Here is an 8,332-nt window from a genome sequence, read left to right as displayed (position 1 = left end):
TTTAGCTCTGTTGTTTTTAAGCGATTCATAAGATCACAAAACACCATGAATGTTCCCTCGCTTCCCACATTTTTTAATACTATTAGTTCATTGATATATAAAGGCTAATTCTGGGGATACTTTAGATCAAGCACGATATCTGCAACTTTCTCACCTTCAGCGAAGTTGCTAAACCAGTCACGTATATCCCCCTCGTTGGCAGTTAAAACGTAATCTATGCCATCTTGTGTAAATGTTGCGATGCCATCAGGTTGATACATACCCACTACGTTTGCGCGGGTTTGTAGTTTGATCATATTATCTTTATCACTGGCATCTATTTCATTGCCAGCCATACCATAATCTTTAAAGCCCAGCGGAAAAATATCAGTGATAGTTTTCGTGGTTAAGTCTATTTTTGCAAGGCCGTTATTCTCTTGCAATGACACCCATGCAGTGCTTGAATCAGCTGATACGGCGACATACTCAGGCTCAACGTCTGCAGCTAAATCTGCACCTTTACCAAATACTCGGAAGCCTTTGCTTTCAAGAGCCGCTTCTTGATCATTAAATGATGTGAAATTTAATGTAGTTGCAGCACCCACATGCATAGGAGTTTTGAAGTTTTTACGTCCAGGGCTGGCATAAAGTTGTGGCGCATTCTCATCAACAAGCTCTATAAATTCCATACCATCAGGAAAACGGCCATAACTATTAACATGGAAGTCGCCATAACTGACTTGTTGATGCACTTGGCCTTGGTATTTTAGTTTAATGGTTTCGCCTTTGCCTAAGCCAAAGTCTTCATTATTATTTAAAATAGCCGTTGCGGGTGCACCGTTAGGTAACTGAGCACCCGTAACTAAATTCGGCAATAATACAATAAAGCCGTGGCCAGGAATTTCTGTACCTGCAGGGATAGTTAAACCCGCTTGGTTATTCGCTTCACGGTCTAAATCAACTAACTCCCACTCATTAGCTGCAAAAACAAATGGTTCAGAAGATGTGTTGTACAGCTCAACAAAATCAAAATCGGCGTCATCACGGCCTTTTGAAACCACTTCATTGATCACAATATTAGCGGCAGTTGCACCATCAACCGGCGCTGGTAATTTATTGGCAGCACCAGGCGTTGGCGCGAGCGCTTCATCTTGAGTGTGCCAATTACCACCATCTGGTAAACGCCCCCATGTAGACACATGGCTACCATCACTCCAATGTGCGCTATCTACAATTTGATTGTTGTGCACCAGTAATGCGGTGTCGCCTTTACCTAAACCAAAATCAGTATCGCCAGCAATGGCAACTAAAGTATCTGTTGGTGCATCAAATGGAATGCTAGTTTGATCTGTGGCAATCACTAAAAACCCACCTGCGGCGATGGTTGTACCTTGTGGAATTTTAATGCCCGGCTCTTTATCAATCTCAAAGCCTTTTAAATCATTTACTGCCCAATTAGCGTCACTAAAGGTAAATGCTTGTTCAGAGTTATTAAACAACTCAATAAAATCATAACCGCCTTCATTTGAACGCACCTCGTTGATCACCACTTGCCCTGCTGATGGTGTCTCAGTAATTTGGCTAAATGTTGCAGTAACCTCTTTATGGTTATTCATTGTAAGAGTTAAAGAAGTCGCGCTATAGTCTGCATTACCAATATCGCCAGACCATGAAACAAATTTATATCCTTGTGCAGCCTGAGCGTTTAGCATAACAATAGCACCTTGCTCATAATCAGCACGCTCTGGACTTATTACTACGTTTCCAGCACTTTGCTCTGTGATATTTAATATCAGTTGGTAACGCTAAGGCTCTAAATCATTATCATCATCTGCTAGATCACAGCCACTTAATAGACCTAGCATTAATAAGCTGCCTACTATCGGTTTCAATTTCATCACATTTCCTTGGTATCGTTTTAGTTTTAATTAATCACGATACCCTAAAGCGTAATATTGACAGCTAGATGTAATTATCATGTCAATGGGATGACATTGCGAACGAGAATAAACTATAAGATCATGATTTAATTTATAATTCACCTCACTCTAAATAACCAAAATTCAGACGTACAGGTAGTAATTTCCAACTCTAACTACGTTGAATTTACTTGCCGTTGCTCTCTAACTAATAGCTGTAGTGATGTACTGAATATCAGGTTGTAACTCTGCGCAATAGAAAAAATTTATAAAATGCTTAAAATTGTGAGGGGCACTTTTTGGCATAAAAAGCGCAGCACAATCCGCGCTTTCAATTTACTCTGATACAGAAGGTTCAGTATTTGCTTGAGCATCGTTTGCAGGAGCTTCGTCAGTTAACAAGTATTTATCCAGCCATTGCTCTTGCTCCCAAAGCACATGCAGTAAACCCTTACGAGCACGATAACCATGAGCTTCGTAAGGTAACATCACTAAACGCGCTTCTTTACCTAAATGAGCAAGGTTTTAGGCTTAACGCACTCTGGTGCGGTTAGATTAATAAATACGCTTGAAAAAGAAGAGCTTGTAAAGAGGCGTAAATCGGTAAAGGATGCTCGCTCTGTTGTTTTATACGTAACTGATAAAGGAAGTCAAAGGGTTAAACGAGTACTAAACAGCCGAGAAACAGCCACCTCTAAAATACTAAATAGCTTTAATGATGAACAAAAACAAAGCTTTTTAAGCTTGATAGAACTAGCGCTTAGCAGCATAACAAGCGAGCAGATAAAAGCCCGTAAAATATGCAAACTATGTAACGAAGGTGTATGTAGAAAGCGTGGTTGCCCAGTAGAAAATGCAATTAAATAAAGTACACCCCACTTAAAAACTTATCCAATAAGTTAAAGAATGATAACAGCCACTTTAGTCGTTTTTCTTACATGAAATTAGGTAAAGATGGATTCGATTATAGTTATAAAATTCATGCATCTTTTTAAATTGTAAAGGTATTCCCCCCTTGTACCTTTTTTAAAATAAGAAAAAAGAACCGTTTTAATGAGAGTTTTAGCTATAAGGTTGACCCATCTAGTTACAAGTGTTAAAAAGTGAAAATGAACACTAACTTAATAAAGGAATAATTGTATGATAAAGGGAATAAAAATCGCTTTAGTATCAAGTGTAATGCTCTCTGGCTGTGTAGTTACTGAAACTATTAATGGAGGTATTGCTAGTTTAAATAACTCTTTCACAACTGCTGAATTACCTATTACATACACAAAAGCGGCTAAAGAAAGTGGCACTGAGAAAATGAAGCGTCTTGCAGTTATTTCAAATAACAGAAACGCATCTACAGGTATAATTGAAACAAACCTTTCAAATATTCGTGTGAATGGCCAACCTTACTTTACCTTTGTTGATAAAGCTTCTCTTAGTAAAATTATAGAACAACAACGGTTTAATGAAAGTGATATCAGTAACTCAAAAAACAGAACCCGCCTAGGTAAACTTACAGGCGCAGATACACTTATCACTGCTGACTACACTGCTGATGTAGATACCTCTACTTACTACGAAAAAGACAGTGAATGTATACAAAAAGGTGATAAATGGTACAAGTGTGAGAAGTCTAGAGAAATAACCATTAAGTGCTCAGAAAAAATTGCGAAAGTAAATTTTAAACCTAAGGCTGTATCTGTAGAAACAGGGCAAATTGTTTTTACTAAACAATATTCACGCCTATCAAGTAGTAAAGTATGTAAAGGTGACGACCCTCATCCATCTGACTCTGTATTACGAGGCAGAGCACTTGCCGCTGTAATAGAAGAATTAAAACAAGATGTTGCACCACACCAAGTGACTAAAAATGTAAAGTTGATGGAATCTGATGATTCAGATTTAACTGATAAAGCAGAAGAGTTATTAGACCTCGCTGTTGAATTTGCAGAAAAAGACATGCCTGACCACGCCTGCAAAACCTTTGCAAAAGCTCAAAGTCAGTATTCAGAGTCACTGGCTATAAACTACAACAATGGTGTGTGTGCAGAAAGAGCGAATGATTTAGAATTAGCAAAAGCATATTATGAAAAAGCGAGCAACTTAACATTAGACGTTGACGAACTTAAGTTTGTTATTGAAGGCCAAACACGGCTTGTCGAGCGTGAATCGGATAACGCAAAGCTAACTCTAGCAACAACTTCAAACCGTTTGTAATTTAAGTTAAGGCCTACCACTTTTGTGTTAGGCCTTATTGCTGTTGGTAAAACTATGACTACTAGAACATCCTCACTACTATTAGCGGCAATAGCGCTAAGTCCTTTCCTTACTAATGCAGCATCACATTGTAGTTGCAGCTCATACTATGCAAAGAATGCCCAGCCTAAGTGGGTAGGAATAGATATTGTTGATGATGAAAAATTAGCTAGTTCAGGCTCTTCACAATGCTCTGGTTTAAAAACAATTGATGAACGTCGGTCAGCTAAAAATGCGCGTGAAGAGCTCGCAAAATTACTAAATACTGATATTTCAGTGAAAGAAATAATTAAAAACACCTCGTCAAGCACAGTAAGCCATTCTGATTACAAATCGGTGATTGAGTCTCAAACCAATCAGCTATTAAAAAGCGCAAAAGTATATGATCGTTATGTAGACCCTATTAACTGTACTGTATATGCAGCTATTTCAATTAGTAAAGCCGATCTTGAAGAAGGCCAACAAGAAAAAATAAAACAACAACAAGCAATGCTAGGCGCAAAAAATAGTTGCTTAAAAGTAACGGGCGAAAATAGCTCTCAACTTACAGAGTTACTCACTGAGCAACTTTTACAGCATGGATATAAATTAACAAACTCGGCTTGCGAAGTGACCTATTTAGTTAAAAACTCGATAATAAAAGCACAAAGTAAACTTGTAATTACACAGTTAAAACTTCAAATAGATACACAAAGCAAAAAGTCTATTTGGCAACAACGTTTTGAAGGAAAAGGTTTGAGCTACTCTAAACGCTCAAAAACCGAGTTAATTCATTTAGCCAATCAAGACAGCACAACTAATTTAATAAATAGCATTGTAAAGTTAAAAAATACTGCTATCAATTCTTATTAGCGATTATATTAAGCCATATTTTAAACAGTTATATTTAACACTGATAAACTATATTTTAAGGATGAAAATGTCTGTAGGAAATAACTTAGAGCCTGAGGCTAACACTGAAGAAAATAAATCTTTGTTAGCTAAATTGAAAGGTTACTTTATTTTACTTATGGTTACTTTAATGGGTCTTGGAAATTGGGCCGATAGTAAAGCACTCATAATTGAAGGGTACAACGGATTCATTACTCACTTTACGAACCAAATCGAAGAAAAAAAGATTACTGCGCTAGATATTGGCAACTACTTACCTTACGCTGAAAAAAAAATTGGTATTCCGCAAGTAATTAAAACATCATCTTTGAATACTGATTACGAATATAGGTATTACAAAAATACGAAATATTTACTTACACTTATTAATAAAAATACTCGTATAGTCGGCATCGCCGTACATAGTTTAAAATACGATAAATCTATGGTACCGGAATTTACACCCTTAATACCTTTTAATAAAAAAATGCTCAGAGTTAATAGTCTAAGCGATGTTATAAAATCAAGTAACGAATTTTATTTTGATTCTCATAATATTAAATATTATATGCAGTCAAAACAGTTAAATGCTCAAGGTATGTTTTTGAACCTTAGCGTTGGCTTTAGTAACTACGCACCATTACTTGATGAAACGCAAAAAGCTTTATTTAAACTTGATGAGTTAATGCTTACTCAAGATGACGAAAAAGCCTTAGCTAAAACAACCGAGATACTTGCTAACACTGCGGCTACATTTTATGCAGTATCTGAGCTATCTAGTGAATACATCTCTGATTCATTACTGACAACGTATGAATTTAACGCTTATTTTTAAGGATAAAAAATGCGTCACACTTTATTATTTTTTGCTTTATTTAGTGCTTACAGCGGGGCTACCACGCCGACGTTCGAAGAATTTAAAAAACAGCAACTTGCAAAACAAACCACTTTTAAAAACGATCATCAGTTGGAATATCAAGCATTCAGACAAGCATATCTCGAGGAATACGATAAATTTAGAGATAGATTATTGCAAAACTGGTCAAGACCTGTACAAAGCTCATTATTAGAACGTGTTGAATATAGTGCGGATAAAAAAACACGTATTATTATTGATGAACAAAATTCGACCGTGACTGTACAAACACTTGAAGGCTCAAATGAAACAGGACTAAAAGCGACTTCTCAAGAAGAAGCATTAACAACAAATCAATTGTTAAATAATGTTAAATTATCGCCGGTTTTAACTGATATTTTTAAAGACCCTAGCTTACTCGATAAAGCAGTAAAAACAGCAAAAGTTGATATAAAAGCACAGCCAGACAAACATGAAAGCGAAGTCGCATTAATTAATGAAATTACTTCTCAACACGAGCAATCATTGAGTAGTTTAGATAAAAACGAGCAATTACCTAAAGCACAAATTGATATCCAAAAAGAGCAGCTTACCAAAGAAAAAGAACAACGTATTAGTAATTTAAATAATGCGCTAAAAAAAACAAAAGAGCAAAACCTTACCTACAAACGCATTAAGTCGCATACTTTCGCTCTACCCGATACTTATTTACAAAAAAAAGTAGCGCCTTTTGTTACTTATTATAGCCAGTTTTCTAAAGATCAATTATCTTTACTATTAGCTATTTCACATGCTGAGTCGTCATTTGATCCTAATGCAAAATCGCATATTCCAGCATTTGGATTAATGCAAATAGTGCCAAACTCAGCAGGCTTAGATGTTGCTCGCAGACAATTTAAAAAGGATATAGCTCCTACAGCTAAAGAATTATTCGACCCAAAAACTAATATAACTTACGGTGCTGGGTACTTAGACATTTTAACGACTCGATATTTGCGCAAAATTAATAATCCCATAAGCCGAAGATATTGTGCCATTGCAGCTTATAATACTGGCGCTGGTAACGTAGCTAAAGCATTTAACTTAAATAGAAGTACGAATATAAATAAAGCGGTAGCCTTAATAAACCAATTAGATAGCGAAGGTGTATACGCACAACTTATAAATAATTTACCGTACGACGAAACAAAAAAGTACTTACAAAAGGTAAGTAAATTAGATATTCAATATCAAAAAAACTTAGAACAATGGAACCTTAACAATAAGGAAGTAAATCATGCGAAATAAACTTTTAATATTGGCAGTTGCTGGAGTTATTACAGCATGTGGTACAACACCACAAAAGTCTCAACCTCTTGCTGAAAACGATTCTGTTCCAAGCTGGGTTTTACAACCTACAGCACCCGAGGGCGGTTTGGCTTCATCTAGCTGTGTAGTATGGACGGGCAATATGGCTGCAAGTAGAGCACAAGCTATTGCCAATGCACGTGCCGATCTAGTAACTCAAATTAGTGCTAAAGCGCAAGTAATGGATACACTAATAAACAAACAAACCCAACAGCAAGACTCAACGACGACTAATTCATCATTTACGCAAATAAGTAAACAGGTAGCTGAGCAAAGCTTAGTAGGGGCTATTGCTAAAGAAATTGGTTTTGCTCGCTTAGATGGAAAGAAACAGTTATGTGCGCTTGTAACTATGGAAAATACTAAGCCTTTATTTGATAAATTAATCGAAACGTCAGGAAAGAATTTAAGCCCTAATGATGAAGATATGCTTTACCGTGAATTCAAATTAAAAACAACAACTGATGAGCTTAAAGCGCTAGATAAATAAGCGTTTTATAACAGCCCTAATATAAGTTAGGGTTGTTATATTAATTAAATAACTACAATAAATTACCCTAGTATTAACCAAACCCCCACTAGCACCATTAAACTCCTAAGAGATCCCCAAAAATAATCTTTAATTTTCAATCGCATCACTCACATCCATATTTTTCCAATCGAGTTTCACTACCACTTGCACGAAATAGGCTAGCCCTTCCAAATAATCTCGCCGGTGCAGTTTAATGGACTGTTTTTTGAAGTATCGCAGCCCAACAAATGCCCATGACACTACTCGCCTGCTTTTGCTTGAGTTAGCTTGAAAAGATCCTGTCTTTCCTGCTTTGTCTATCACTGCACCCAGCATCATTGAGAACCAATGCACCAGTGTTGCGAGCAGTAAAAGTATGTCTAATCGGTAGAGTTTGTTCGTTCTGTGCAGATCTGAGCCTAAGCCGAACCTAACACTTTTTTGATCTCGAAATCCGGCTTCTATCTGCATTCTCATGCCATATAATTTGAGCACTTTTTCGAGAAAGTGGTGCCTTTTTGGAAGTGAAGAAACGAGTAGCCAAGGCTCCTTATAACCACGTTTTTTATCTCTTTTTAATAACTTATGCCCTTTGCCAACCAG

The 8,332-nt window shown here is 36.6% G+C and carries 7 protein-coding genes and 2 pseudogenes; 6 read left to right on the top strand and 3 right to left on the bottom strand.

Going from position 1 to position 8,332, the window contains the following annotated elements:
- Positions 1 to 104: 104 nt before the first annotated feature.
- Both H5187_RS22145 and H5187_RS22140 read right to left on the bottom strand, forming a co-directional pair.
- On the bottom strand, positions 105 to 1,763 hold the full coding sequence (locus tag H5187_RS22145) for a choice-of-anchor I domain-containing protein (RefSeq protein ID WP_310737478.1): 1,659 nt from the start codon (positions 1,761 to 1,763) through the stop codon (positions 105 to 107).
- Positions 1,764 to 2,234: 471 nt separating this feature from the next.
- Positions 2,235 to 2,420 (bottom strand): annotated as a pseudogene (locus H5187_RS22140) (hypothetical protein); the annotation flags it as partial.
- Here H5187_RS22140 and H5187_RS22135 point away from each other — a divergent pair.
- From H5187_RS22135 to H5187_RS22110, 6 genes are all read left to right on the top strand, one after another.
- Positions 2,412 to 2,765 carry a MarR family winged helix-turn-helix transcriptional regulator gene (locus tag H5187_RS22135; protein WP_246175457.1) on the top strand — a complete coding sequence of 118 codons (354 nt, stop codon included), beginning with the start codon at positions 2,412 to 2,414 and terminating at the stop codon, positions 2,763 to 2,765. The pseudogene H5187_RS22140 and the gene H5187_RS22135 overlap by 9 nt on opposite strands.
- Before the next feature lie 273 nt (positions 2,766 to 3,038).
- Entirely contained in the window at positions 3,039 to 4,106 is a 1,068-nt protein-coding gene (locus H5187_RS22130) for a hypothetical protein (RefSeq protein ID WP_145234248.1), read from the top strand.
- A 54-nt stretch (positions 4,107 to 4,160) separates the two neighbouring features.
- A complete protein-coding gene (locus H5187_RS22125; RefSeq protein WP_220493323.1) occupies positions 4,161 to 4,997 on the top strand; it encodes a TonB-dependent receptor in 837 nt (278 codons plus the stop codon).
- Between the two features lie 67 nt (positions 4,998 to 5,064).
- Positions 5,065 to 5,850, top strand: coding sequence for an ETEC_3214 domain-containing protein (locus tag H5187_RS22120; protein WP_182717752.1), 786 nt, complete (start codon positions 5,065 to 5,067; stop codon positions 5,848 to 5,850).
- 9 nt (positions 5,851 to 5,859) lie between these two features.
- Positions 5,860 to 7,158 (top strand): transglycosylase SLT domain-containing protein, encoded by a 1,299-nt coding sequence (locus H5187_RS22115; RefSeq protein ID WP_145234252.1) that lies wholly within the window; start codon positions 5,860 to 5,862, stop codon positions 7,156 to 7,158.
- Positions 7,148 to 7,708, top strand: coding sequence for an LPP20 family lipoprotein (locus tag H5187_RS22110; RefSeq protein ID WP_145234255.1), 561 nt, complete (start codon positions 7,148 to 7,150; stop codon positions 7,706 to 7,708). Before H5187_RS22115 ends, H5187_RS22110 begins: the two co-directional genes overlap by 11 nt.
- A gap of 129 nt (positions 7,709 to 7,837) precedes the next feature.
- On the opposite strand, the pseudogene H5187_RS22105 reads toward H5187_RS22110, so the two are convergent.
- A pseudogene (locus H5187_RS22105) lies at positions 7,838 to 8,332 on the bottom strand (IS4 family transposase); the annotation flags it as partial.

Origin of the sequence: Pseudoalteromonas sp. SG44-1 (assembly GCF_014164315.1) — a bacterium.
GTDB classification, from domain to species: domain Bacteria; phylum Pseudomonadota; class Gammaproteobacteria; order Enterobacterales; family Alteromonadaceae; genus Pseudoalteromonas; species Pseudoalteromonas rhizosphaerae.
This window is presented reverse-complemented; position numbering and strand designations above follow the sequence as displayed.

Bases quoted from the DNA above. Each gene is read 5' to 3' on its own strand.
- H5187_RS22135 (WP_246175457.1), top strand. From the start codon at position 2,412: ATGAGCAAGGTTTTAGGCTTAACGCACTCTGGTGCGGTTAGATTAATA.
- H5187_RS22130 (WP_145234248.1), top strand. From the start codon at position 3,039: ATGATAAAGGGAATAAAAATCGCTTTAGTATCAAGTGTAATGCTCTCT.
- H5187_RS22125 (WP_220493323.1), top strand. From the start codon at position 4,161: ATGACTACTAGAACATCCTCACTACTATTAGCGGCAATAGCGCTAAGT.
- H5187_RS22120 (WP_182717752.1), top strand. From the start codon at position 5,065: ATGTCTGTAGGAAATAACTTAGAGCCTGAGGCTAACACTGAAGAAAAT.
- H5187_RS22115 (WP_145234252.1), top strand. From the start codon at position 5,860: ATGCGTCACACTTTATTATTTTTTGCTTTATTTAGTGCTTACAGCGGG.
- H5187_RS22110 (WP_145234255.1), top strand. From the start codon at position 7,148: ATGCGAAATAAACTTTTAATATTGGCAGTTGCTGGAGTTATTACAGCA.